This is a genomic window from Mesorhizobium sp. M0184, from assembly GCF_040322215.1.
Taxonomy (GTDB): Bacteria; Pseudomonadota; Alphaproteobacteria; order Rhizobiales; family Rhizobiaceae; genus Mesorhizobium.
In genome coordinates this window covers 368,710-390,231 of the sequence record NZ_JAMYSZ010000001.1, presented here as the reverse complement: position 1 = coordinate 390,231, position 21,522 = coordinate 368,710, and the positions used below count along the sequence as shown (strand labels likewise).

At 61.7% G+C, this 21,522-nt stretch carries 24 protein-coding genes; 16 read left to right on the top strand and 8 right to left on the bottom strand.

Going from position 1 to position 21,522, the window contains the following annotated elements; all coding sequences use genetic code 11:
* The first annotated feature begins 228 nt into the window (after nt 1-228).
* From NKJ23_RS01975 to tolA, 3 genes are all read left to right on the top strand, one after another.
* On the top strand, nt 229-810 hold the full coding sequence (locus NKJ23_RS01975) for a VOC family protein (protein WP_352677856.1): 582 nt from the start codon (nt 229-231) through the stop codon (nt 808-810).
* A 27-nt stretch (nt 811-837) separates the two neighbouring features.
* Nucleotides 838-1,701 (top strand): glutathione S-transferase family protein, encoded by an 864-nt coding sequence (locus tag NKJ23_RS01970; protein ID WP_352677854.1) that lies wholly within the window; start codon nt 838-840, stop codon nt 1,699-1,701.
* A 403-nt stretch (nt 1,702-2,104) separates the two neighbouring features.
* Nucleotides 2,105-2,470 carry a cell envelope integrity protein TolA gene (tolA, locus tag NKJ23_RS01965; protein ID WP_352677853.1) on the top strand — a complete coding sequence of 122 codons (366 nt, stop codon included), beginning with the start codon at nt 2,105-2,107 and terminating at the stop codon, nt 2,468-2,470.
* A 137-nt stretch (nt 2,471-2,607) separates the two neighbouring features.
* On the opposite strand, the gene NKJ23_RS01960 is transcribed toward tolA, so the two are convergent.
* Nucleotides 2,608-2,823, bottom strand: coding sequence for a hypothetical protein (locus NKJ23_RS01960; RefSeq protein WP_352471135.1), 216 nt, complete (start codon nt 2,821-2,823; stop codon nt 2,608-2,610).
* Nucleotides 2,824-3,156: 333 nt separating this feature from the next.
* Between NKJ23_RS01960 and NKJ23_RS01955 the strand changes: the two genes are divergently transcribed.
* Nucleotides 3,157-4,128, top strand: coding sequence for a DUF2865 domain-containing protein (locus NKJ23_RS01955; RefSeq protein WP_352677852.1), 972 nt, complete (start codon nt 3,157-3,159; stop codon nt 4,126-4,128).
* Nucleotides 4,129-4,201: 73 nt separating this feature from the next.
* Here the strand turns inward: NKJ23_RS01955 and NKJ23_RS01950 are convergent, their stop codons facing one another.
* Nucleotides 4,202-4,552, bottom strand: a complete 351-nt coding sequence (locus NKJ23_RS01950; RefSeq protein WP_352677850.1) for a hypothetical protein — start codon at nt 4,550-4,552, stop codon at nt 4,202-4,204.
* Nucleotides 4,553-5,204: 652 nt separating this feature from the next.
* Here NKJ23_RS01950 and pstS point away from each other — a divergent pair.
* From pstS to phoB, 6 genes are read left to right on the top strand one after another with little or no spacing between them, the layout of a single operon-like run.
* Entirely contained in the window at nt 5,205-6,266 is a 1,062-nt protein-coding gene (gene pstS / locus NKJ23_RS01945) for a phosphate ABC transporter substrate-binding protein PstS (protein WP_352677848.1), read from the top strand.
* A 59-nt stretch (nt 6,267-6,325) separates the two neighbouring features.
* A complete protein-coding gene (gene pstC, locus NKJ23_RS01940; protein WP_352574831.1) occupies nt 6,326-7,315 on the top strand; it encodes a phosphate ABC transporter permease subunit PstC in 990 nt (329 codons plus the stop codon).
* 3 nt (nt 7,316-7,318) lie between these two features.
* Complete coding sequence (gene pstA / locus NKJ23_RS01935; protein ID WP_352677846.1) at nt 7,319-8,170, top strand: phosphate ABC transporter permease PstA; 852 nt, start codon at nt 7,319-7,321, stop codon at nt 8,168-8,170.
* Nucleotides 8,167-8,970, top strand: coding sequence for a phosphate ABC transporter ATP-binding protein PstB (pstB, locus tag NKJ23_RS01930; RefSeq protein WP_352451144.1), 804 nt, complete (start codon nt 8,167-8,169; stop codon nt 8,968-8,970). Before pstA ends, pstB begins: the two co-directional genes overlap by 4 nt.
* A 32-nt stretch (nt 8,971-9,002) precedes the next feature.
* On the top strand, nt 9,003-9,710 hold the full coding sequence (phoU, locus tag NKJ23_RS01925; RefSeq protein WP_023678534.1) for a phosphate signaling complex protein PhoU: 708 nt from the start codon (nt 9,003-9,005) through the stop codon (nt 9,708-9,710).
* A 16-nt stretch (nt 9,711-9,726) separates the two neighbouring features.
* A complete protein-coding gene (gene phoB / locus NKJ23_RS01920; RefSeq protein WP_031212149.1) occupies nt 9,727-10,416 on the top strand; it encodes a phosphate regulon transcriptional regulator PhoB in 690 nt (229 codons plus the stop codon).
* Between the two features lie 9 nt (nt 10,417-10,425).
* Here the strand turns inward: phoB and NKJ23_RS01915 are convergent, their stop codons facing one another.
* The gene (locus tag NKJ23_RS01915; RefSeq protein WP_352634124.1) at nt 10,426-11,670 is read right to left on the bottom strand and encodes an ROK family protein; all 1,245 of its coding nucleotides are present in this window, start codon (nt 11,668-11,670) and stop codon (nt 10,426-10,428) included.
* Nucleotides 11,671-11,956: 286 nt separating this feature from the next.
* Between NKJ23_RS01915 and xylF the strand changes: the two genes are divergently transcribed.
* From xylF to NKJ23_RS01895, 4 genes are all read left to right on the top strand, one after another.
* Nucleotides 11,957-12,997 carry a D-xylose ABC transporter substrate-binding protein gene (gene xylF, locus NKJ23_RS01910; RefSeq protein ID WP_352677845.1) on the top strand — a complete coding sequence of 347 codons (1,041 nt, stop codon included), beginning with the start codon at nt 11,957-11,959 and terminating at the stop codon, nt 12,995-12,997.
* Between the two features lie 142 nt (nt 12,998-13,139).
* Nucleotides 13,140-14,504, top strand: a complete 1,365-nt coding sequence (locus NKJ23_RS01905; protein WP_352677844.1) for a sugar ABC transporter permease — start codon at nt 13,140-13,142, stop codon at nt 14,502-14,504.
* 77 nt (nt 14,505-14,581) lie between these two features.
* Nucleotides 14,582-15,376 (top strand): ATP-binding cassette domain-containing protein, encoded by a 795-nt coding sequence (locus NKJ23_RS01900; RefSeq protein ID WP_292655543.1) that lies wholly within the window; start codon nt 14,582-14,584, stop codon nt 15,374-15,376.
* 129 nt (nt 15,377-15,505) lie between these two features.
* Complete coding sequence (locus NKJ23_RS01895; protein ID WP_023678538.1) at nt 15,506-17,128, top strand: CHASE domain-containing protein; 1,623 nt, start codon at nt 15,506-15,508, stop codon at nt 17,126-17,128.
* Between the two features lie 98 nt (nt 17,129-17,226).
* On the opposite strand, the gene NKJ23_RS01890 is transcribed toward NKJ23_RS01895, so the two are convergent.
* The 5 genes from NKJ23_RS01890 to NKJ23_RS01870 form a co-directional block, all read right to left on the bottom strand.
* Nucleotides 17,227-17,472 (bottom strand): YMGG-like glycine zipper-containing protein, encoded by a 246-nt coding sequence (locus tag NKJ23_RS01890; protein WP_006328050.1) that lies wholly within the window; start codon nt 17,470-17,472, stop codon nt 17,227-17,229.
* Between the two features lie 342 nt (nt 17,473-17,814).
* On the bottom strand, nt 17,815-17,985 hold the full coding sequence (locus NKJ23_RS01885; RefSeq protein WP_023678539.1) for a hypothetical protein: 171 nt from the start codon (nt 17,983-17,985) through the stop codon (nt 17,815-17,817).
* A 132-nt stretch (nt 17,986-18,117) separates the two neighbouring features.
* Nucleotides 18,118-19,152: a sensor histidine kinase gene (locus tag NKJ23_RS01880; RefSeq protein WP_023678540.1), complete on the bottom strand. Its 1,035-nt coding sequence runs from the start codon at nt 19,150-19,152 to the stop codon at nt 18,118-18,120.
* 191 nt (nt 19,153-19,343) lie between these two features.
* Nucleotides 19,344-19,508: a DUF1328 domain-containing protein gene (locus NKJ23_RS01875; protein ID WP_023678541.1), complete on the bottom strand. Its 165-nt coding sequence runs from the start codon at nt 19,506-19,508 to the stop codon at nt 19,344-19,346.
* Between the two features lie 227 nt (nt 19,509-19,735).
* On the bottom strand, nt 19,736-20,530 hold the full coding sequence (locus NKJ23_RS01870) for a response regulator (protein ID WP_023678542.1): 795 nt from the start codon (nt 20,528-20,530) through the stop codon (nt 19,736-19,738).
* Nucleotides 20,531-20,747: 217 nt separating this feature from the next.
* Here NKJ23_RS01870 and NKJ23_RS01865 point away from each other — a divergent pair, with 217 nt between their 5' ends.
* Nucleotides 20,748-20,951 carry a NepR family anti-sigma factor gene (locus NKJ23_RS01865; protein ID WP_023678543.1) on the top strand — a complete coding sequence of 68 codons (204 nt, stop codon included), beginning with the start codon at nt 20,748-20,750 and terminating at the stop codon, nt 20,949-20,951.
* 3 nt (nt 20,952-20,954) lie between these two features.
* Nucleotides 20,955-21,506: a sigma-70 family RNA polymerase sigma factor gene (locus NKJ23_RS01860; RefSeq protein ID WP_023678544.1), complete on the top strand. Its 552-nt coding sequence runs from the start codon at nt 20,955-20,957 to the stop codon at nt 21,504-21,506.
* The last annotated feature ends 16 nt before the right edge of the window (nt 21,507-21,522 follow it).

Genomic DNA, 21,522 nt, shown 5'->3' with positions numbered 1-21,522 from the left:
CGCTCTTGGCGCCTGCGTGGAGTTCTTGAAACTCAGCGCTTCTGGCGCAACGCCTCGGATTGAATTAGCATCCGTTCATCAAAGCTCCGGCCGCACTCCTGCAGGATGCGGAATGCGGAGCGCAGGCGAGCGAGGCCGGGCGCGGTCACATGCCGGGCGCCGATCCAAGCGCGACCGGGCATCCGAACTTCCGTTCGGCGGCAAGACGGCGTGGCCGGGAGGAGTCAGATGCAGAAACTGCAATCGCAAGGTGTCCATCACATCACGCTGGTCGGGGCGGGGCGCCAGACCTCGATCGATTTCTGGGAGGGCGTGCTTGGCATGCCTTTCATCTTCGAGCAGCCCAATCTCGACAAGGCAAGCGAAAGCCATCTCTATTTCGATCCGGGCGACGGCCGGCTGATCACCGTCTTCACCGACGAAAGCCGCACGCCGGTCAAGCGGCGCACGCCAACCGATACTGGCTGCGTCCATCACATCGCTTTCGCGGTGTCGCGCGTCACCTTCTTGCAGGCGGTCGCCCGGCTCAACGAGCGTGAAATCAAGCACAGCGGCGTCAAGGATCGCGGCTTCATGGACTCGATCTATTTCGAGGATCCGCTCGGCCTTCTGATCGAACTCGCCTCCTACCGTTTCGAGCCGCCGGCGGGCTTCACCCATGCCGACGTGCTGATGCAGGCGCACAAGATCCGCGTCGAGCGCGGCGACTACAACATCGCCGAAGTGCACCTTGCCGATGCGATCCAGGCGCTTGTCGAGCGCTCGCGCGCAACCTTGTCGGAGGATCGCGCACCGAAAAATCCATACTGACGACACGCCAAACAAAGGGAGGACATAATGGCAAAGACAGCAACGAAGAGTGCGAAAATGCCCGCCGCCAAGGTAGCCAAGCCAGGAGCGAAGCCGGCGGCCAAAGCCGCCGCCAAGTCAGCGGCGAATGTGGCAAGGCCGGCGACGAAGGTCTCCGGCAAAAACCCCGCGAAGGCCAAGGCGAAGCCTGCGAAAAAGCCGGCGCTCACGCTCAGCATGCTGAAGCCGAGCGTCAACAATATGAGCGTTCGGGTGTTTGCACGCGCCGCCGGGCTCGACCATTCCGAGACCGACGTATGGGGTCTCACGCGCTCGCCCGAATACATGGCGCGAAACCCGGCCCATCTTACGCCGATGATCGAGGACAAGGGCCTGCCGAGAGGTGTCTTGTGGGAAAGCTGCGCCATCATGCAGTATCTCGCCAACAAGCACGGGCTGGAGAAATTATATCCCAAGGCGCCGGCCAAGCGGGCAATGATCGACAGTGCCATGTTCTACCTGATCGGGACGCTCTACCCCTATGTGGCGCGCGCCACATATCCTGTGCTGAATTTCCCGCAATATGCCGGCGAGGTCGGCCACAGCGACGCTCATCCCGACAAGAAGTCGGAAGCCCAGAAGGCCGCTATAGAAGCGATAGCCGAGCCGCTGGAGGTGTTTCACAGCTTCTTCAGGAACGGCAAGCCGTTCATCGGCGGCAAGAACCCGTCGATCGCCGACATCCGTCTGGCGGCGACGCTCGAATTCCTCGCCGTCATCGACTATGCGCTGCCCCAATGGGCAAAAGACTATATGGCGGCGATCGAGAAGAAGCTCGGCAAGGCCTATGCCGAGCCGGCCGCCGACGTGCGCGGCTATATCGCCTATGTGCGGTCGCAGGCCAACGTCTGAGGCACGTGCAGGCCGGCGATCGTCCGCACGTTCTGCGGGAGCCGGTAATGATCTGCGGTAATTCTTTCTTACTCTCCCCTGTTTGCACGATGTGGGGAGCTTAAGGTTTCGTTAACCGAAACCCTTTCTACTAGTATCCACCTCCAGCTTGCGACCACGGATGTACTGGCGCGGATGGAAAGCAAAGGTCGGCTGCTCGCCGGCCTTTGCTTATTGCAGCCCCTGCCGAAGTTGCGCCAGACGGCGTTTCACGACGCCTGCATGGCTGATGAAGCGCGTTGCCGGCATCTTGCCATCGCCGATGTCGGCCCTACCATCGAAGTAGTACCGTCGTCGAGGGCGGTTCAAGGACAGAGGCCCTGCCATGAAAAGCATTGCTGGAATGATGGTGATTGCAGGCGCCATGCTGGCGGGTGCAACCGGTCAATCGAAAGCAGCGACGCTCAACACCATGCCCGAGGTCGGGGCTGCCATCCAGGCGTGCTGGACCCCTCCGGCGAATGCCGGGAATTCCACCGTCACCCTGAGCTTTAGCTTCAGGCGCGATGGCACGCTGATCGGCCGGCCCAAGCCGACCGCCATCCGCGTCGCCGGCGAGGGGAAGACGCGCCAAGCTTTTGTCGACGCGGCGGTCGCGGCCGTGGACCATTGCCTGCCGTTGAGCTTTTCACCGGCGCTGGCTCAAGGCATCCCGGGCAAGGTGTTCACTCTGCAATTCAACTCGCCCAAACAAGAACAGGCTGCACCGCGAGTGAAGGCTTCGCCTTGATCTTTTCCGACAACCGGATTCCACTTTTCGGGACCTAATGCATGTCGCGCAAAAGTGTGCAGCGGTTTTGCGACAACGACATGCATTAGACAAGAACCTAAGCGCGTCGCATGAGGCCCGGTCGACCGCGATGCGCTTTAGTGGCGCCTTCGTCTCGCCTCGACATGTCGCGCCAGTTCCGGCATCTCGAAGACATAGTCGCTCCAAGCCGATTCCGGTATCTGGCCGGCGAGATAGCACTCCAGCAAAAGCCTCTGCTCGTGGTCGAGTGGCCTCGGTGCGCGTTCATGGTCCAACCAAAGTGAATGGAACAGATTCCTGGTCAGGTCCGCGACAGTGAAGTGGATCGACATTTGCGGTCTCCTCCTTTGGCCGCTCAACGCCGATCCCAGGGCTAAGGTTTCAGCAACGGCCGGCCGGTAACGCCGGATTGATCGCGATGCCGAACCCGCCGCGCGTATCAAACTTCGCCGTGGCGGGCGTCCGCCGGCGTTGCTGCCGGTTCGTCTCAATCTTGAAATAAAAATGTAATATTGAATTTACACGAGTGCATCTAATACACTAGAGCTAAAGTCTCTGGTGGTGGTTTGATCTACTTCAATTAGGAAAAACTGATTTAGCTAGTACTTATCCATAGTCGACAAAGAAATCCTGTTCTCGGTGCAACAGGGATAATGGTCGTTCCAATGACACGCTTCTGGCCCCTCACGATTCTGATGCTGGTGTCGGCAATAGCCGTTGCGCTCGGCACATCCTTCTCCTACGCGGATAGCTGCGGTGCCATCAGGAGCCAATTGCTTTCGGCGGGGCGCAGCGGCGGGACCAGCCCCGAGCTTGCCCAACTGCGCCGGCAACTCGCCGCGATTCAAAAGCTTGAGAGACAACGCAGATGCACGGCGAAAACCGCCGGCTTCTTCTTCAATCCCTGCGCCGACCTGGTCAGCAGCAAGGCGGAGGTGCAACGGCAGATCGCCAGACTGTCGAATTCGAGCAGGGACACGTCCGGATTGAAGGCCAGGTTTGTCGCGCTGGGCTGCGCCGCCCCCGCTGCCAAGAAACAGCCGGCGCAGCAACGCACGGCACCCAAGGCCCAGTCCGCAGGCACAACAATTGGCGGCAATCGGATGCTGTTTTGCGTTCGCTTGTCGGACGGATATTTCTTCCCCGCGCCAAAATCGCAGTTCGCCAAGAGCGACGATCTGAAGGAAACGGTCGATCAGTGTCGCTACATCTGCGACGATGCCGGCGTCGACCTCTATACGCTGAGCGACGCCACTCGCGAGACCGAGGAGATGGTCGCGCTCGAGTCGGGAAAACCCTATGTGGAGCTACCTGCCGCGTTCCGGTACCGCGACGACGCGAACTTCAAGGCCTGCGACGTCAAGCGCTATTATCGGCGCGTCGCCGAGCTCAGGGCACGAACCGTGACACCGGCCAACATGAGCAACGCCATCATTCCGTTGCCGACGGCAAAGCCGGATCTTGGCATCGTCGCGGAAATTCCTGAATCTGGGATCGAAACCGCCGGTACCGCTCTCGCAGGGGCAAAAACGCCGGTTTCCGAGGTGCCAGGGGTTGCCCAGCATCAGTCGATCGAGAAAGCGATCGGCGCGCGGCCGGTGAGAGTGGTCGGGCCGGCCTTTTTCCCGGCGGACTGACCAAGGCTGGCGAACGGCTGGCGGATAGCCCTTCAAGGCCTACAGATGCACGCATCGACCGACGGACGGTTGGTTATTCGCAGACCATGCGGGCCCGTTTGCCCGGCTGGCTGACATTCCTGCAGGTGAGCGGCTTCGCCGGCTCCGACGACAGCATGGGCGGGTTGGCGACCCTCCTGCGTGGCACTGCAACGGAAGCTGCGCTCCTGCGCACCGCCGGCCTTTTCGGCGTTTGCGGCGCCACTGGAAAGACGTCGGTCTCCAGTTGCGACTGTTCGGCTTGCGCCTGCGGCGAAGGCCTGTCCCAGAAACGGCGAACATCGAGCGGCTTGGGAATGATGACGGTGCCGTCATAGCTGCGCGCGCAGCCGCTTCCCAGAGGCAGCGCCAGGCACAGGAAGACAGGCAGAATCCGTCGAGACATCAGCAATACCCCTGCAAGCTTATAACGCTGCTTCGGCCTAACCGACAACCGGCGGAATAGGGCGAAGGGAGTAGATACCGTGAAGTAGAGTCGTCGCATTTCCAGTCGAAGGCGTTGCTCGAAGATCGAGCGCCGGGTCGGGCGCGGATGGAGGTCCAGCGCGAGTTAGAACCTTGCGATTCGTCAACGCTTCCAGCGTAAGGCCATGGTGCGATCGCACCATACCAAAGCGGCGCTCAGTGGCGACAATGGGATATTCGAAGTTCCGCTCCTCCAGTTACGGGCGGGAGCAGCGACCGCCGGCAAGAAACAGGGTCAGATTTACCCCAACGGACCTGTTTCGGCGATGGCGCGGCCATGACACGTTCTGGCTGCATGCAACGCGCTCCCGTCCGGCTTTTTTCTTTTAAAGCCGGTGGCTACGATCGCCGAGCAGCCGATGCCGGCCGGAATTCACGCAAGCTGCTGATTCCAGCGGCAAACCGCGGCCCATGCCGACAAAGCCCGCGGCCGCTCCTTCTTAACCCGGCTGGGCGACGTTACCGGAGCGACATGAAACTGTCATGCGACTGTAATAATCGGGGGCTATTGGCCTCAGCGGGCGCCGGAGGAATGGCGCCGAGAGACCATATTCCGAACAGGAGCAGGCCACATGAGACATTTCATCCGCTCGGCGGCCGTTGCGATTGCAATGGCTGCGGCGACGACCACCCTCACCCTGTCCGCCGCGCTCGCCGCGGACATCTCCGGCGCCGGCGCCACCTTCCCCTACCCGATCTATGCGAAGTGGGCCGACACCTACAAGAAAGACACCGGCGTTGGCCTTAACTACCAGTCGATCGGTTCCGGCGGCGGCATCAAGCAGATCAAAGCCAAGACCGTTACCTTCGGCGCTTCGGATGCGCCGCTCAAGGGCGACGAGCTTGAAGCGACCGGACTGGCTCAGTTCCCGATGGTGATGGGCGGCATCGTTCCCGTCGTCAATCTCGAAGGCATCAAGCCGGGCGAGTTGGTTCTCGACGGCCCGACGCTGGCCGACATCTTCCTCGGCAAGATCACGAGCTGGGATGACGAAGCGATCAAGAAGCTTAATCCCGACGTCAAGCTGCCTTCGCAGGCGATCGCGGTCGTTCACCGTTCCGATGGTTCGGGCACGACGTTCAACTTCACCTATTACCTCGGCGACGTCAGCGCGGACTGGAAAGAAAAGGTCGGCGTCGACAAGGCCGTGGAATGGCCGGTCGGCATCGGCGCCAAGGGCAATGAGGGCGTTGCCAACAACGTCTCCCAGACCGGCGGCGCGATCGGCTATGTCGAATATGCCTATGCCAAGCAGAACAAGCTCACCCACACCGATATGATCAACAAGGACGGCAAGAAGGTCGAGCCCACCGCGGCGGCGTTCTCGGCGGCAGCGGCCAATGCCGACTGGAGCTCGCAGCCGGGCTATGGCGTCATCCTCGCCAACGAGCCGGGCGCCGAGTCCTGGCCGATGACGGCGGCAACGTGGATCCTGCTCTACAAGAAGCCGGATGATGCCGCGACCACCGGCGAAGCGCTCAAATTCTTCGCCTGGGCATACGACAAGGGCGACGAGATGGCCGGCGAGCTGGACTACGTTCCGATGCCCGACAAGGTGGTTGAGAGCGTCAAGGCCATGTGGGCCAAGGAAGTCGTCGGCGACGACGGCAAGCCGATCTACTCGGCTATGTAATCTCCTCCAGGGAGGGCGTCGATGGCGCCCTCCCTGTTGCCTTTAATCGCGAGGACCCAATGACCATCGCTTCCGATGCCATGCCATCATCTGCAGCAGCCCGGGCCAGGGAAGCTACGGTGCGGCGCTTCGCGCTCACAGATGCCATATTCCGCGGACTCACCCGCGCTTCCGCAATTCTTGTGCTGGTCATCCTCGGCGGTGTCGCGATCTCGCTGTTTGCCGGCTCATGGCAGGCGCTGTCGTCGTTCGGTTTTTCTTTCCTGACGACTGAAAGCTGGAATCCGGTCACGGAAAAATTTGGCGCACTGGCGCCGATCTACGGCACCCTGGTCACGGCGGCCATCGCCATCCTGATCGCGGTTCCGATCGGCATCGGCATTGCAGTCTTTCTCACCGAGCTCTGCCCGCGCCCGCTCAGGCGCCCGATCGGCATAGCGGTCGAGCTGTTGGCCGGCATTCCTTCGATCATCTACGGCATCTGGGGCCTGTTCGTGTTCGCGCCGTTCCTGCAGACGGCGATACAGCCCTTCATCATCAACGTCTTCCACGGCGTGCCGGGACTATCCAGCCTTTTCGCTGGCCCTCCTTACGGCATCGGCCTTCTGACCTCGGCGCTGATCCTTGCCATCATGGTGCTGCCCTTCATCACCTCGATCACCAAAGACGTCTTCGATACGGTGCCGGCGGTGCTGAAGGAATCGGCCTATGGCATCGGTTGCACGACCTGGGAAGTGACCCGGCGCGTGGTCATTCCCTATACCCGCATCGGCATCATGGGCGGCGTCATGCTTGGCCTCGGCCGGGCGCTCGGCGAGACCATGGCGGTGACCTTCGTCATCGGCAACGCCCACCGCATCAGTGCCTCCCTGTTCGCGCCGGGCACGACGATCTCGGCGACCATCGCCAATGAATTCACCGAGGCCGACGGCGACCTCTACACCTCCTCGCTGGTTTCGCTCGGCCTGATCCTCTTCGTCATCACCTTCCTGATCCTTGCCGCCGCCCGCTATATGCTGATGCGGATCGACGCCCGTACGGGAGCCTGACCGATGTCGACATCCTCATCGCTCCACAGCCGCCGCAAAGCCAGGAATTCGGTGATGATGGCGCTTTGCGTCGTCGCCGCCGGCATCGGGCTTGCCTGGCTGGCGCTCATCCTCGGCGCACTAGTCTATAAGGGCACAGCCGGGCTTTCGTTCGCGGTCTTCACCGAGATGACGCCACCACCGGGCGAGGCCGGCGGCCTGCTCAATGCCATCGCGGGCAGCCTGCTGATGACGATCATCGCCGTTGTCGTCGGCACGCCGATCGGCGTGCTGGCGGGGACCTACATGGCCGAGTATGGACGCTTTTCGCGCATCACCACCGTCGTCCGCTTCATCAACGACATCCTGTTGTCGGCGCCGTCGATCATCATCGGCTTGTTTGTCTATGAGCTGATGGTGCGGCCAATGGGACATTTCTCGGCCATTGCCGGCGCAGTTGCGCTTGCCATCCTGGTCATTCCGGTGGTCGTGCGCACCACTGAAGACATGCTCAGCCTGGTGCCGAACGCGTTGCGTGAAGCCGGTGCCGCGATCGGCGCGCCACGCTGGGTGGTGATCCGTTCGGTCGCCTACCGCGCCGCATTGTCCGGCATCGTCACCGGCATATTGCTGGCGATAGCACGCATTTCCGGCGAGACGGCGCCGCTGCTCTTCACCGCGCTCAACAACCAGTTCTGGAGCAGCAATATCAACGCGCCGATGGCCAGCCTGCCGGTGACCATCTTCCAGTTCGCTCTCAGCCCTTACGAGGAATGGCAGCAACTGGCGTGGACCGGCGCACTCATAATCACCCTGACGGTTCTGGGCTTGAGCATCCTCGCCCGCAGCCTTACCGGACGCAGAGAGGACAGATGACACAGATGTTGTCCCCAGACATGACGATGGCCGAAACGGTAGCCGAGAAGACGAAGATCGAGGTCAAGAACCTCAACTTCTACTACGGCCAGAGCAAGGCGCTGAAGGACATCAGCCTGTCGCTGCCCGAGCGCAGCGTCACGGCCTTCATCGGCCCTTCGGGTTGCGGGAAATCGACGCTGCTGCGTGTGTTCAACCGCATCTATGAGCTCTACCCAAAACAGACGGCCGAGGGCCAGGTGCTGCTCGACGGCAAGAACATTCTCGACCGGTCGCAGGATCTCAACCTCCTCAGGACCAAGATCGGCATGGTGTTCCAGAAGCCGACGCCGTTCCCGATGTCGATCTACGAGAACATCGCCTTCGGCGTCAGGCTCTACGAGAACCTCGGCAAGTCCGAGATGGACGGCCGCGTCGAACAGGCGTTGAAGCGCGCCGCGCTGTGGAGCGAGGTCAAGGACAAGCTCAACGCCAGCGGCTTGAGCCTGTCCGGCGGCCAGCAGCAGCGGCTCTGTATCGCCCGCACCGTGGCGGTGAAGCCGGAAGTCATTCTGCTCGACGAACCGGCTTCGGCGCTCGACCCGCTGTCGACTGCCAAGATCGAGGAACTGATCGACGAATTGCAAGCCGACTACACGATCGTCATCGTCACCCACAACATGCAGCAGGCGGCGCGCGTGTCGCGCCAGACCGCCTTCATGTATCTGGGTGAACTGGTCGAGTTCGACCGGACCGAGAAGATCTTCACGTCGCCCCGCGAGAAGCGCACGCAGGACTACATCACTGGCCGCTTCGGCTGAGCCATTCCGATCATGCATTTGAGGACAGGATCATGGGCGAACACACAGTCGCTTCTTTCGACGAGGATCTCGAGCAGATCAGCAAGCTGATCCGCGACATGGCCGACCTCGCCGGTTCGATGGTCGGCGGGGCGACCAAGGCCCTGTTGAATTCCGACAACGTGCTGGCGCAACGCGTCGTTTCCGACGACGCCATCATGGATGCGCGTCAACGCGAACTGGACGACCGCGCCATCACCCTGATCGCCAAACGCCAGCCGATGGCCCACGATCTTCGCCATGTGGTCGGAGCGATCCGCATGGCGGGCGACCTCGAACGCATCGGCGACCTTGCCAAGAATATCGCCAAGCGCGTGAGTGCGGTCGGCCTCAGCGCCACGCCGCGGGACCTGTCGCATTCCATCGACGCGATGGCACAGCTGGTTCTCATCCAGGTGCAGGGTGTCATCGAGGAATATGCTGCAGGCGATGCGGCCGCGTTGGCCAAGCTGCGTGCCGCCGACGAGCGCATCGACGTCAAATACACGTCCGTGTTCCGCGAGCTCTTGACCTACATGATGGAAGATCCGCGCAACATCACCGCTTGCACGCACCTGCTGTTCTGCGCCAAGAATCTGGAGCGGATCGGCGACCATGTCACCAACATCGCCGAAAATGCGTATTATGTGCTGACCGGCGAGCAATTGCCGGTCAATCGTCCGAAGCAGGACGAAACGACAATGTCCGCACCGGTGACATGATGGGGGTGCCCAGCCGATGATCGCACCACGCATAATGGTGGTGGAGGACGAGGAGCCGTTGGGTGTGCTGCTCCGCTACAATCTCGAATCCGAAGGCTACCAGGTCGAGGTGGTGACACGCGGCGACGAAGCCGAGATCCGTTTGCAGGAGAATGTGCCCGACCTTTTGGTGCTCGACTGGATGATACCAGCGGTTTCCGGCATCGAGCTCTGTCGTCGGCTGCGGGTGCGCCCCGAAACCGAGCGGCTGCCGATCATCATGCTGACCGCGCGCGGCGAGGAGAGCGACCGGGTGCGCGGTCTTTCGACCGGCGCCGACGACTATCTGGTCAAACCGTTTTCGACACCGGAATTCATGGCCAGGGTCAAGGCGCTGCTGCGGCGCGCCAAGCCGGAAGTGCTGTCCAGCGTGCTGAAGGTCGGCGACATCGTTCTCGATCGCGAATCGCACAGAGTCTATCGCAAGAAGAGCGAAATCAGGCTCGGGCCGACCGAATTCCGGCTGCTCGAGTTCATGATGCGGCATCCGGGCCGTGTCTTCTCGCGCAGCCAGTTACTCGATAATGTCTGGGGCGAGACAATCTACATCGACGAACGCACCGTCGACGTGCATGTCGGGCGGCTGCGCAAAGCCGTCAACAACGGCCGGATGCCGGATGTCATCCGCACCATCCGCGGTGCCGGCTATGCGATCAGGGAAGATTGACCCGCCTGGTCAGGCTACGTTCTTTCTGACGCTGGGCCTCATTTGCGCGCCCGGCGCGAAAATCTCCTGGTCGACGAAGCTTAACGCCCGCATCGCGCAGCCTTCGCGGATCAGCGGCAATTCGTTCGGCTCTGTATCGAAGGAGATCGAGCCTGAATGCTGACCGCCGGCGGTCTGGGCGATTGCCTTCCGCAAGGCCGGCTCGATCAGATCGAAGGCGGCGGCACTGGCGCCGACCATCGCGACCGGTGCCGGATCGATCAGCGCGAACAGCGAGCCGAGACCGAAACCCAGCGCTTCGCCGGCCTTGCGGTAGGCCTCGCGTTCCGGCCCATCTTTCTCGCGCGCCTGGGCCGCCAGTGCTCGCATGTCGGCGTCGCTGACGTCGGCGACCGGTTCGCTGTCTTCGCTCATCTGCCTGGCGTTGCGCCAGATGGCGTAGTTGCCGGCATAGGCCTCGATGCAGCCGCGCCGCCCGCAACGGCAGAGCGCGCCGCCCGGACGATGGATCATGTGGCCAAATTCGCCGCCCGAGGAATGCGTCCCGGTGAACAGTTCGCCCTTCAGCACCAGCCCCATGCCGATGCCATGCGAAAGCAGGATGGCGATGAAGTCGTCGCGATAGCGATCCGGATTGCGCCAGCGCAAAGCCACCGCCATCATGTTGCAGTCGTTCTCCACCGTTGCCGGGATGCCGAATTCGTCCTCCAGCATGTCGGCAAAGGCGATGTCGGTCTGCGGCGTGATCGGCGACCACAGCATGGCGCGTGCAGGGGAGTCGGTAATGCCCTGAATCGCCAGGGCGATGCGGGCGACACTGCGGACGTCAAGGTCTGGATCCTGCAGCCGGCGCCGGACGATGGCCATGCATTCACGGATCAGCTCGTCGCGCGGCATGGTCAGCGTGTCCAGCCGGCGCTGTTCCTCGGCGACCACCTGTCCCGTATAGTCGATAATGGCGGCCGACAGGAAATTCAGCGACAACACCACGGTCAGCACCGCCGCCGCTTCCGGGTTGAGGGCGAGGCCGACCTGCGGACGACCGCGTTTCAACGAAACGGGCTCACTTGCCTTGCTCTCGGCGAGGATGCCTTCCCGTATCAGGTCGGAAGAGATCGCCGATATGGTCGAATGACTGAGGCCGGTGGTAGCTGCGATCTCAGTACGCGATGGCTGGCCGGCCCGGCGCACCGCCGAGATCACCATCGCCCGGTTGCGCCGGCGCAAATCGTCATGGCGGATTCCGACCGACATTGTTTTGCTTTCCTCCCGGTTGCCGCGGCCGCTCATGAACCGGAAGCCGTCGGTAATGTCCGACAAATAGTGTCGGATGCAGGCAAATAGTGTCAGATGCAGGTGGCGCTGTCATCGTTTATTCCGACGCTCGAAAAAACTCGCAGAGTCATCAAAATCCATCAGAATCGATGTTGACAGCAGCCGGAGATCGGGCCAGTATTTTTTCGAGGCTCGAAAAAATTAGAGCTTCTAAGCTGGTCTTTGAGCCAATTGGTCACGCCGTACGCGGCGCAGGGAGGATATGATGAAGAAATTCACGACCGCCATTCTGGCGGGTGTCGCCATGACGCTGGCGCTGGCGTCGGTGGCGCAGGCTAAAGACAAGGTCATCGGCGTTTCCTGGTCGAACTTCCAGGAAGAGCGCTGGAAGACCGACGAGGCCGCAATGAAGGCGGCCATCGAGGCCGCAGGCGACAAGTATATTTCCGCCGACGCACAGTCCAACCCCGGCAAGCAGCTCACCGACGTCGAGAGCCTGATCTCGCAGGGCGCCAGCGCACTGATCATCCTGGCGCAGGACGCCTCGGCCATCGGGCCGGCCGTGCAGAAGGCACTGGACGAAGGCATCCCGGTCGTCGGCTATGACCGGCTGATCGAGAACAAGGACGTGTTCTATCTGACCTTCGACAACAAGGAAGTCGGCCGCATGCAGGCCCGCGAAGTCTTCAAGGTGAAGCCGGAAGGCAACTACGTCTTCATCAAGGGTTCGGGTTCCGATCCGAATGCCGATTTCCTGTTTGCCGGTTCGATGGAGGTGCTGAAGGAGGCCATCGACGGCGGCAAGATCAAGAATGTCGGCGAGGCCTATACGGACGGCTGGCTGCCGGCCAACGCTCAGAAGAACATGGAACAGTTCCTGACCGCCAACGACAACAAGGTCGATGCCGTGGTCGCCGCTAATGACGGCACTGCCGGCGGCGTCGTCGCCGCGCTGACGGCGCAAGGGCTGGCCGGATCGGTTCCGGTTTCGGGCCAGGACGGCGACCACGCCGCGCTGAACCGCATCGCGCTCGGCACACAGACCGTGTCGGTGTGGAAGGATGCGCGCGAGCTCGGCAAGAATGCCGCCGAGATCGCCTCGCAACTGGCCGACGGCAAGCAGATGACCGACATTGCCGGCGTGAAGGATTTCACCACGCCCGGCGGCAATACCGTCAAGTCGCTGTTCCTGACCCCGGTCGCCATCACCAAGGACAACCTCAACGTCGTCATCGACGCCGGCTGGATCAAGAAAGAAGAGGTCTGCGCCGGCGTGACGGCTAGCGCTGTTGCAGTCTGCAACTGAGCCGACGTTTCCGAGAAGTCCGAACGCCGCGGCCGCTCGCCGCGGCGTTTTTTCAACAAGAGTTGTTTTTCCGCTTCCGGCGGATAACTTCTAGGCTGCTTCCGGCATCCGCGGCAGACGGCAACCCGGCGGGAGAAACATCATGACCGACACGACGCCCAACACGCCGGTAGACAGCACGGCAGACCGGGCACGGGAATCCGAGCTCGGCATCGTTGCCCGATTTCTCAAGGCAACCGAACTCGACACGCGCATGCTCGGCATGATCGGCGCGCTGCTGGTCATCTGGGTCGGCCTGCATGTCATTTCCAGCGTACGGCTCGGCGTCAATCCGTTCGACTTCGACAGCCGGACCTTCCTGACGCCACGCAATCTCTGGAACCTGTCGGTGCAGACTTCCGCCGTGGCCATAATGGCCGCCGGAATGGTGCTGGTTATCGTCATGCGCAATATCGACCTGTCGGTCGGTTCCGCCGAAGGCCTGATCGGCGTGGTCATGGGTTTTGCGCAGGTGCATTTCCTGGTGCGAATGGTCGGTCTGCAATTAGGCAACCCCTGGATCTGGATCCTGGCACTGGCCATCGGCCTGGCGCTTGGCCTTCTGATCGGAGCGTTCCAGGGATACATCATCGCTTATCTCGAGGTGCCGGCCTTCATCGTGACGCTGGGCGGCCTTCTGGTCTGGCGGGGTGCCGCATGGTGGGTCGTCAGTGGGCAGACGATTGCGCCGCTGGATGCCACTTTCCAGCTGATGGGCGGCGGACCGACGGGTTCGATCGGTGCGCGATGGAGCTGGATCGTCGGAATTGTCGCGTGCCTGGCGGTTGTGTTCATGCTGCTCAACGGGCGGGTGCAGCGCAAGCGGTTCCGCTTCCCGTTACGCCCGATCTGGGCCGAGACGTTCCTCGGAGCCGTCACTTGCCTTGTCATCATGGGCGCCATATGGCTTGCCAATTCCTATCCTTGGCCGGTCGGCATCGTGAACAGATATGCGGCGGCCAACAATATAACCGTTCCCGAAGGCGGGCTGTTCATCGCCCATGGCATCGCCATACCCGTGCTGATGGCTGTAGCCGTAGGGCTGATCATGACCTTCATCGCCAAGCGTACCCGTTTCGGCCGCTATGTCTTCGCCATCGGCGGCAATCCGGAAGCAGCCAACCTTGCCGGTATCAACACGCGCTGGGTGACCATGAAGGTGTTCATGATCATGGGCGTGCTGGCGACGATCGCCGCAGCGATCTCGTCAGCCAGGCAGAACTCGTCGACCAATGCGCTGGGCACGCTGGACGAGCTCCTGGTCATCGCGGCGGCGGTGATCGGCGGCACGTCGCTCGCCGGCGGCTCCGGCACAGTGCTCGGCGCAATGCTCGGCGCGCTTTTGATGCAGTCGCTGCAGTCCGGCATGGTGCTGCTCGGCATCGATTCGCCGCTGCAGAGCATCGTTGTCGGAGCCGTGCTGGTGGTCGCGGTGTGGCTCGATACCGTCTATCGCAAACGGGTCTGAGCATGATCCCGCAAGGTGGAAACCGGTTTTCGTACAACTTGATGCTCAAGCAGGATCTATAGGGAGGAAGGACGAGCATGGCAGACAAAACCGCTCCCACGCCGCTGATCGACATGCGCAACATCTCCATCGCTTTCGGCGGCATTCGCGCCGTCGACGATGCCTCTGTCGACCTTTTCCCGGGCGAGGTGATGGCTTTGCTCGGTCACAACGGTGCCGGCAAATCGACGTTGATAAAAATCCTGTCCGGCGCCTACAAGCGCGATGCGGGCCAGATTTTCGTCAACGGCGAGGAGGCTTCGATCTCCAATCCCCGCGACGCCAAGAAGTACGGCATCGAGACGATCTACCAGACGCTGGCGCTGGCCGACAATGTCGATGCGGCCGCCAACCTGTTTCTCGGCCGCGAGCTGATGACCGGCTGGGGTACGCTCGACGACGTCGCCATGGAGGCCGAGGCGCGCAAGGTGATGGGCAGGCTCAATCCGCGTTTCCAACGCTTCAAGGAGCCGGTGGTAAAGCTTTCGGGCGGCCAGCGGCAGTCGGTGGCGATCGCCCGCGCCATCCTGTTCAATGCTCGCATCCTGATCATGGACGAGCCGACGGCGGCACTCGGGCCGCAAGAGACGGCGCAGGTCGGCGAACTGGTCAGGCAGCTCAAGGCCGACGGCATCGGCATCTTCCTGATCAGCCATGATATTCACGACGTGTTCGAGCTTGCCGACCGTGTCTGCGTCATGAAGAACGGTCGGGTTGTCGGAACGGCGCGCACGACCGACGTCACCCAGGACGAGGTGCTCGGCATGATCATCCTCGGCAAGTGCCCACCCGGCGCCATTCCGGGGCCGGGCGCGCTGAAGATCGCCGCATGAACGAGAATTAGCCGGCTAATCACAAGCCGCCAAAATGTGCCAGCCGTCACCATGCTTTGGCCTCGCCATTGTGTTGGCGTCGGGACTTGCCCATAAAGATGCCGAACCGTCCACGGGACGTATCAGCAATTGAAGAAGCTTTTTCCGACCGTCGCTTTTATCGCCGTCGCGCTGATCAGCCTGACGATGGCGGGTTTTGCCTATTTTGCCACCCAGGAGGCGGCCCGCATTAAATTCGAGGCGACGGCAGACGACGCGCTTAACCGGATCGAAAGCCGCATCGACCTGGACCTGTCGCTGCTGCGTTCGACCCGGGCGCTGTTCGACGCACGCAATGGCGGTATCTCGCAGGGCGAGTTCAAGGCTGTCTTAAACGCGCTCGACATCGACAATAATTTCGCCGGCCTGCGCGGCATCGGTTTCCTCCGCCTGGCGAAAACTGGCAACGAGGCGGCGGTCGAGCGCGACATCCTGCACGATCACGGCGCAAGCCATCCGATCTATCCCGACACGAACTTACCGTGGCGTACGCCCATCGTGCTGTTCGAACCGCTGGATCCGTCCAACAAATCCAGCATCGGCTACGACATGTTCACCGGGCCGGCGCGGCGCGAGGCGATCGAAAAGGCGATGGCCGACGACCAGCAGCACGCCAGCGGACTCGTGCAGCTCGGCAAGGATACGGGTGCCGCGCAGACCTTTACCGGGTTCCTCGTCTTCGTCCGGCTCAATGTCGAAACCGCGCCGGACGCCGTGAACGCGACGAGATCCTCGACTGCCGGCTTCCTTTATGCGGCCTTCCGCGCCCGTGATCTGTTCCAGGCTGCGCTCAGCCGGGCACCATTGCTGCCGGTCAACACCGAGATCTATGACGGCACGGTGGACAGCGACAACCTGCTGTTCCAATCGGAAACGCCGCCTGTTTCGAGCCTCGGCGACAGGCTGCTGGTCACCCGCAAGATCACCGTCGCCGGCCGGCCGTGGGTCGTCCTGTTCAGGCCGACAAGTGCTTTCTCGCAACCTTCCTCGCGCGCCATCCCGGTGATGCTCGGATTGTTCGGACTGCTGCTTGCGGGCGCCATCGCGCTGGTGGCCCGCTATCAGGAGCGGGCCTATGAGGCGGTCTCGCTGCTTCACGAAACGACCGAAAAGAGCCTGCTGGAAAAAGACCTGATGCTGCAGGAGATGAAGCATCGCATCAAGAACTCGATCACGCGGGTGCTGGCAATCGCGCGCCAGACAGCATCGCACACCACCGACGTCCAGGAATTCTCGGCTTCTTTCTCGGCCCGGCTGCAGGCGATGGCGGCTTCCCAGGACATGCTGACGCGCTCACGCTGGCAGAAAGCCGATCTCGGCGACCTGCTGCGCATCGAGCTAGGCCAGGTGTTCGGCAGTGAGCTTCCTGAAGGGCTGCTGTCGGGACCGCAGATTCTTCTCGATGAAAAGACGACGCAGGCACTCGGCCTCGTCTTTCACGAACTGGCGACGAATGCGCTGAAGCATGGCGAAGCCGGCAATTCAGTCGGTGCGCTGAAGGTCGACTGGTCGCTCGAAGCCCGTAGCGGCACCCGGACATTGGCTCTCAACTGGCGCGAGGCCGGTCAGAAGAAGCTCGAGACACCGGCAAAGAGCGGTTTTGGCACCAGACTGATCGATCTCAACGTCACGCGCGAATTGCGTGGCACAATCAGGCGCGATTTTCGCGAAGATGGCTTGAACGTGGAAATCAGGGTTCCGCTGCCGGCCTGAAACGCCGTCTCGTGGGCCGCGTCGCAACAGCGCTTTAAAGGGCAAACGCGGAGACAGGTGGCCTGCCTCCGCGTTTGCTGTTCGCCTGGAGCTCGAAACTAGTTGCAGCGAGCTGTGTAAATCCGGCCGTGACGATCTCTGTATTGGCAGTAGCCATTTTGCAGACGGCGAACGAGCAGACCGCCAATCGCACCAGCGCCGGCGCCGATCAAAGCGCCCTTGCCGCCGCCGACAGCGCCACCAATGAGCGCGCCGCCCACAGTGCCGATACCCACGTTCTCTTCCGTGGTGGTGCAGCCGCTGACCGCAACCACGGCAACCATGGCAATAATCATCTTCCGCATGGAGTCATCCTCATTTTTGTCCTCACTTTAATAAGCTCCAGCCGCCATTTAGCATGAAAGTACGGCCTTTGCCCGCACGATTTCATTGTTGATTAAGATAGTCTTTTTCGGGGCGTGCGCCGTTCGATGCTACCACGAACCCGGAAATCTCCAAGGACGCATCGAGCGTGCCGTTGGGACGCACGTTCCAGACGATCCTGTCATAGTCGGTCTCGCCGGATCGACGGCAAGGCATCTGGCGACGGCATGTTGGGCCTGGCCCTGCAGGTCGGTGACCGCGAACGGGCACGGCCGAGCACTCGGGCAGTGGTTTCAAAGCGATCAAGCAGAGGCGAGTTCGATTCAGATCAGTTGGGACGCGGCGGTCAGGACGATCGCGGCCATAAGCGCGACGGCGGCGAAGCGGAGGGGCGAAGCACGAGGCGCGGGCGCTGCGGACGCGTCGGGATCCTGAAAACCGCCCATCGAGACGCGAGCGGCCTGTTCCAGTCTGTTCAAGTCGGCAGCCGTCAAGGCCCATTCCCTTCATTTTGTGCCAAACTCAATCCGGTGGATCGGCACGTTCGGACAGGATCGGACTTTATGGTGAACAGTCGGTTAAAGATGGCGATGCGCAGCAAGCCTTCGCGCGCAGACCGCCGCTCGTTAATCCGTCTCGAAATTGCCGTGAGGAACGACAAGGCGGTATTCGAGGCGGTTCCCGGTGATCTCAAGTGTCGCCGTTCCATTCAATGAAGTGGGCACGACGCGTTCGAGCGCGACGCTGCCAAAACGCTTCTCACTGCGCTGATTGTCGTTGGCTCCGATCACTTCGGCCCATGTCAGCGACAGCGCAGGCTCGCCAGCGGAAGCTGCCGTCAGATCGGCCGTCACCTCGACGAAACCGTCGCTGCGCGACAGCGCGCCATAGCTGACCGAATTGACGGCGAGCTCATGCATGGCCAAGCCGATGTGCAAGGCGGCATTGGGGTTGAGATATGGATTTGCGCCGCGGAAGCGTAGGCTGTGCAAGGGATCCGCGCCGTACCTGCCGACCTGACCGGAAACCAGCTCGCGCAGCGCCGCTCCCCGCCAGTTGGATGACGTAACCAAATCCTGCGAGGAGGCCAGCGACTGCAATCGGCCCCGGAAGCGCGTCAGGAAATCGTCAATGCTGCCGGAATAACGGCCCGTCTGGGTGGCGATGCTCTGGATGATGGCCAAAAGGTTCTTGGAGCGATGACTGACTTCGCGCAGCAGCGCCTTCAACGTCTGCTCCCGGCGTTTCTGCTCGGTTGTTTCGACCATGGTGGTCACGACGCCCTGCACCGCGCCGGTCTCGCTGCGGTCGGCGTCTATCCACACCTGAAACCAGCGGGCGCCGTCATCGGCCGGCACGCTGAGTTCAAGATGTTGAGGATTGCCGGATGCGATGACGTCGTGCTTGGCGGCGCCGATACGCTCCGCCTGCGCCGGCGGCAAGATGCCGTTGTTGTCGGAGGCATCGGAAGTCCAGGGCGCGCGCATGTTGCGCGCCCACACCGTCTTCATCTCGCGATCCTGGTACAGGACGGAAATCCCGGCATTGTGCAGTGCATGGAGAAGGGCCCGACCAAGCTGCATCCCGCTTTCGGCAGGATGCAAAGCGATGATCTCATCACTCTGGCCGCGGTCTTTCATTTTTCCGACTCTGGAACGCATCGGTCAATTTGCTCAACCCATGTCGGGCTGAACGGTTCGCGGAAAAATGGGTTCCAAAAGGAGGAGCTTCGTATCAAGCCTTAAAAAGCGGTCCGCCGAGCGGCATCCCGTTGGAGGACACTGCCCGGCGGTGGCTGGAAACCGTTTGAGGGGTGCGGCTTCCAGTGTTCGCTTGAATGGCCGCTTGGCATTCACGCTCGTCTGATCAGGCCGGCAATAAGCGATATGATCAGGAAGGCGAGAAAGATGAAGAACAATATCTGCGCTATGCCGGCCGAGGTGCCAGCGATACCGCCGAAACCAAGCGCACCGGCGATGATCGCCACGACGAGAAATACGAGCGCCCAGTAAAGCATGATCGATCTCCTTCCAATGCTGCGGTGAAAACGTGATTCGCCTCCGTTTGTTCCACCATTTTCCGAAAAAGACGATGCTGAAAATCTTCAGGGCCCGAATTGCCGCGGTGTGTGGAAAGGTCCAGTTGGTTGCCCCAGTTGGTTGCCAGTGAGTTGAGCCGGCGTCACGCCCCATCTGATCCAAGGGAGTGGCTATCCCGGCGGCCGCAGTTCGGCCGCCGGCTGTTTCATGCCGCGGCTTTCGCGTGCCGGTCAAAGAACAGGGCCTGGCTGATAAGAGCCTTGACCATGTCCGGATTGAACGGCTTGGTAACCAGGAAAGCCGGTTCCGGCCGCTCGCCGGTGAGCAGGCGCTCGGGAAAGGCGGTGATGAAGATCACCGGTACCGAGGTCGACGACAGGATCTCATTCACGGCCGCTATGCCCGAACTTCCGTCGGCAAGCTGGATATCGGCAAGCACCATCTTTGGCCGCGCCTTGCCGAACATCGCCACCGCCTCGGCGTGGGTGCGCGCCGTTCCGACGACGCGGTGGCCGAGGCTTTCGACCATTTCCTCGATATCCATGGCGATCAGCGGCTCATCCTCGATGATCAGCACGTCGGTTGCCACCTGACGGGAGATCTCGTTGCTCGCCTGCGCGAGGAGTTCGGAGAATTCCTGTTCGTCGACGTCGAGAATCTCCGCCGCCTCGTCTTCGCTGAAGCCTTCGACCGCCACCAGCAGAAAGGCTTGGCGGGGGCGAGGCGCAATTGCATTCAGATTGGCCGCGGCACGCTGTTCCCATGCCGACTGGGCATGCTCCTGCGGAACGCGAATGGCCACTGAGGTGAAGAGCTTGGCAAAGACCTTGTAGAGCGCGATGCGGTCGTTCGATGCGTCCGGAAAGATGTCGACATCGGCAATGATGGCCTCGAGCATTGCGGCGACCAGCGCGTCGCCGCTCTCTTGCGATCCGGATACGGCGCGCGAGAAGCGGCGCAGGAACGGCAGGTGCGGAGCGATGGTTGCTGATAGGCTCATAGTGGACGTCTCCCTCATATGACGTGATTGCATGTTACAGCTAAAAACGGTTTGCAAGCCTAGCAATTGAAACGCTGGCTCCTTGAAAAAGGTTCCAATCGTGCGGAACTAATATGTGAGGCTGGCGTTTAAAGGCGGGTTGGGCAACCAGACGAGGCTGCCGCTTGCATTACGTTATGTGTTGAAGGGCGGCTTAAGGCTGGGACAAAAGGGCGAAATGAAGAACATGACGAAAGCTACCATGGGTGGCGTTGGCAACGGGCGCCGGGCTGCTTCCCGCGACCCGCTTGGGCCGAACTCGGAAATCGGCCGCAAACTCAAACAATACTATGACGAGCTGGTCTCCGACAATGTGCCGGATCGCTTCGCCCAACTGCTCAGCCAGTTGGAAAAGGCCGAACCTGTACAAAAGAAGGACTGAGGCATGGCGGCCGTCTCCCAGGGCTTCAAGACCGACTTGCTCGGCTCGATCCCGAGCCTGCGGGCTTTTGCCGTGTCGCTGACGCAAAACGCCGACAAGGCCGACGACCTGGTGCAGGAAACATTGGTCAAGGCCTGGGACAAGCATGAAAGCTTCCAGCCCGGCACCAACCTGAAGGCATGGCTGTTCACGATCTTGCGCAACGAATTCTATTCGCAGATGCGCAAGCGCGGCCGCGAGGTGCAGGACAGTGATGGCGTCATGACGGCCAGGCTTGCCGTTCACCCGGCCCAGCACGGCCAGCTTGACCTCGAAGACTTTCGCGGCGCGCTCGAGTTGCTGCCAGAAGACCAGCGCGAAGCCATTATCCTCATCGGCGCGTCGGGCTTCTCCTACGAGGAAGCGGCCGAGATCTGCGGCTGCGCCGTCGGAACGATCAAGAGCCGCGTCAGCCGCGCCCGCACACGGCTGCAGGAAATCCTGAAGATCTCCGGTGAAGACGAGTATGGCCCGGACGCAATTTCGGCTCAGGTAACCGGGTCGACGGCTGCGTGAAGCGCGGCGTGTTCGA

Coding starts and splice junctions, on each gene's coding strand:
- NKJ23_RS01975 (WP_352677856.1), top strand. CDS start 229: ATGCAGAAACTGCAATCGCAAGGTGTCCATCACATCACGCTGGTCGGG.
- NKJ23_RS01970 (WP_352677854.1), top strand. CDS start 838: ATGGCAAAGACAGCAACGAAGAGTGCGAAAATGCCCGCCGCCAAGGTA.
- tolA (WP_352677853.1), top strand. CDS start 2,105: ATGCTGGCGGGTGCAACCGGTCAATCGAAAGCAGCGACGCTCAACACC.
- NKJ23_RS01960 (WP_352471135.1), bottom strand. CDS start 2,823: ATGTCGATCCACTTCACTGTCGCGGACCTGACCAGGAATCTGTTCCAT.
- NKJ23_RS01955 (WP_352677852.1), top strand. CDS start 3,157: ATGACACGCTTCTGGCCCCTCACGATTCTGATGCTGGTGTCGGCAATA.
- NKJ23_RS01950 (WP_352677850.1), bottom strand. CDS start 4,552: ATGTCTCGACGGATTCTGCCTGTCTTCCTGTGCCTGGCGCTGCCTCTG.
- pstS (WP_352677848.1), top strand. CDS start 5,205: ATGAGACATTTCATCCGCTCGGCGGCCGTTGCGATTGCAATGGCTGCG.
- pstC (WP_352574831.1), top strand. CDS start 6,326: ATGACCATCGCTTCCGATGCCATGCCATCATCTGCAGCAGCCCGGGCC.
- pstA (WP_352677846.1), top strand. CDS start 7,319: ATGTCGACATCCTCATCGCTCCACAGCCGCCGCAAAGCCAGGAATTCG.
- pstB (WP_352451144.1), top strand. CDS start 8,167: ATGACACAGATGTTGTCCCCAGACATGACGATGGCCGAAACGGTAGCC.
- phoU (WP_023678534.1), top strand. CDS start 9,003: ATGGGCGAACACACAGTCGCTTCTTTCGACGAGGATCTCGAGCAGATC.
- phoB (WP_031212149.1), top strand. CDS start 9,727: ATGATCGCACCACGCATAATGGTGGTGGAGGACGAGGAGCCGTTGGGT.
- NKJ23_RS01915 (WP_352634124.1), bottom strand. CDS start 11,670: ATGTCGGTCGGAATCCGCCATGACGATTTGCGCCGGCGCAACCGGGCG.
- xylF (WP_352677845.1), top strand. CDS start 11,957: ATGAAGAAATTCACGACCGCCATTCTGGCGGGTGTCGCCATGACGCTG.
- NKJ23_RS01905 (WP_352677844.1), top strand. CDS start 13,140: ATGACCGACACGACGCCCAACACGCCGGTAGACAGCACGGCAGACCGG.
- NKJ23_RS01900 (WP_292655543.1), top strand. CDS start 14,582: ATGGCAGACAAAACCGCTCCCACGCCGCTGATCGACATGCGCAACATC.
- NKJ23_RS01890 (WP_006328050.1), bottom strand. CDS start 17,472: ATGCGGAAGATGATTATTGCCATGGTTGCCGTGGTTGCGGTCAGCGGC.
- NKJ23_RS01880 (WP_023678540.1), bottom strand. CDS start 19,152: ATGCGTTCCAGAGTCGGAAAAATGAAAGACCGCGGCCAGAGTGATGAG.
- NKJ23_RS01875 (WP_023678541.1), bottom strand. CDS start 19,508: ATGCTTTACTGGGCGCTCGTATTTCTCGTCGTGGCGATCATCGCCGGT.
- NKJ23_RS01870 (WP_023678542.1), bottom strand. CDS start 20,530: ATGAGCCTATCAGCAACCATCGCTCCGCACCTGCCGTTCCTGCGCCGC.
- NKJ23_RS01865 (WP_023678543.1), top strand. CDS start 20,748: ATGAAGAACATGACGAAAGCTACCATGGGTGGCGTTGGCAACGGGCGC.
- NKJ23_RS01860 (WP_023678544.1), top strand. CDS start 20,955: ATGGCGGCCGTCTCCCAGGGCTTCAAGACCGACTTGCTCGGCTCGATC.